Here is a 472-nt window from a genome sequence, read left to right on the forward strand (position 1 = left end):
GTGTGGGAGAGGAAAGACGTCAAGGCGCTGGTCAAGCAGGCAAAGGCGCGGGAGAAGGAAGAGGCCAAGCTGAAGAAGAAGGGCGTGCAGATCACCGGTCCGGTGCTGCCTCCGCAGATGCCCGCCACGGCTCCGGTCATCCCGAGTCAGCCCGCGGCTGCGGACGCCCCGCCGGCCGGATACCCGGGCATCCCCGGTCAGCCGGGCTACCCGGCCGCTGAGGGCGACCGGTGGAGGTACACCGGATGAGCGAGCGGAGCCGTGGGCCCGCCGACTCGTCGCGGGACGTGCTGGCGGTGTGGGAGAAGACCCGGGACCTGGGCAACCGGCTGGACGGCGTCAACGAGCGGCTGGAGACGCTGGAAGGCTTCGACCTTCCGGACCGCGTGGCGGACCTGGCCCTGACGGTCAAGAAGCTGACGGAGAAGCCGGAGGCGCCGAAGTTCGCGGTCTGGAACTGGAATGCCATGAC

The 472-nt window shown here is 69.5% G+C and carries 1 protein-coding gene and 1 pseudogene; both read left to right on the forward strand.

Annotated elements, in window-relative coordinates; genetic code table 11:
- A pseudogene (locus RM572_RS29005) lies at positions 1–249 on the forward strand (hypothetical protein); the annotation flags it as partial.
- Positions 246–472: hypothetical protein (locus RM572_RS29010; RefSeq protein ID WP_311676338.1), on the forward strand; the 227-nt coding region annotated here is incomplete at its 3' end. The pseudogene RM572_RS29005 and the gene RM572_RS29010, both read left to right, overlap by 4 nt.

The sequence above is a fragment of the Streptomyces hazeniae genome (assembly GCF_031845485.1).
Classification (GTDB): Bacteria; Actinomycetota; Actinomycetes; order Streptomycetales; family Streptomycetaceae; genus Streptomyces; species Streptomyces hazeniae.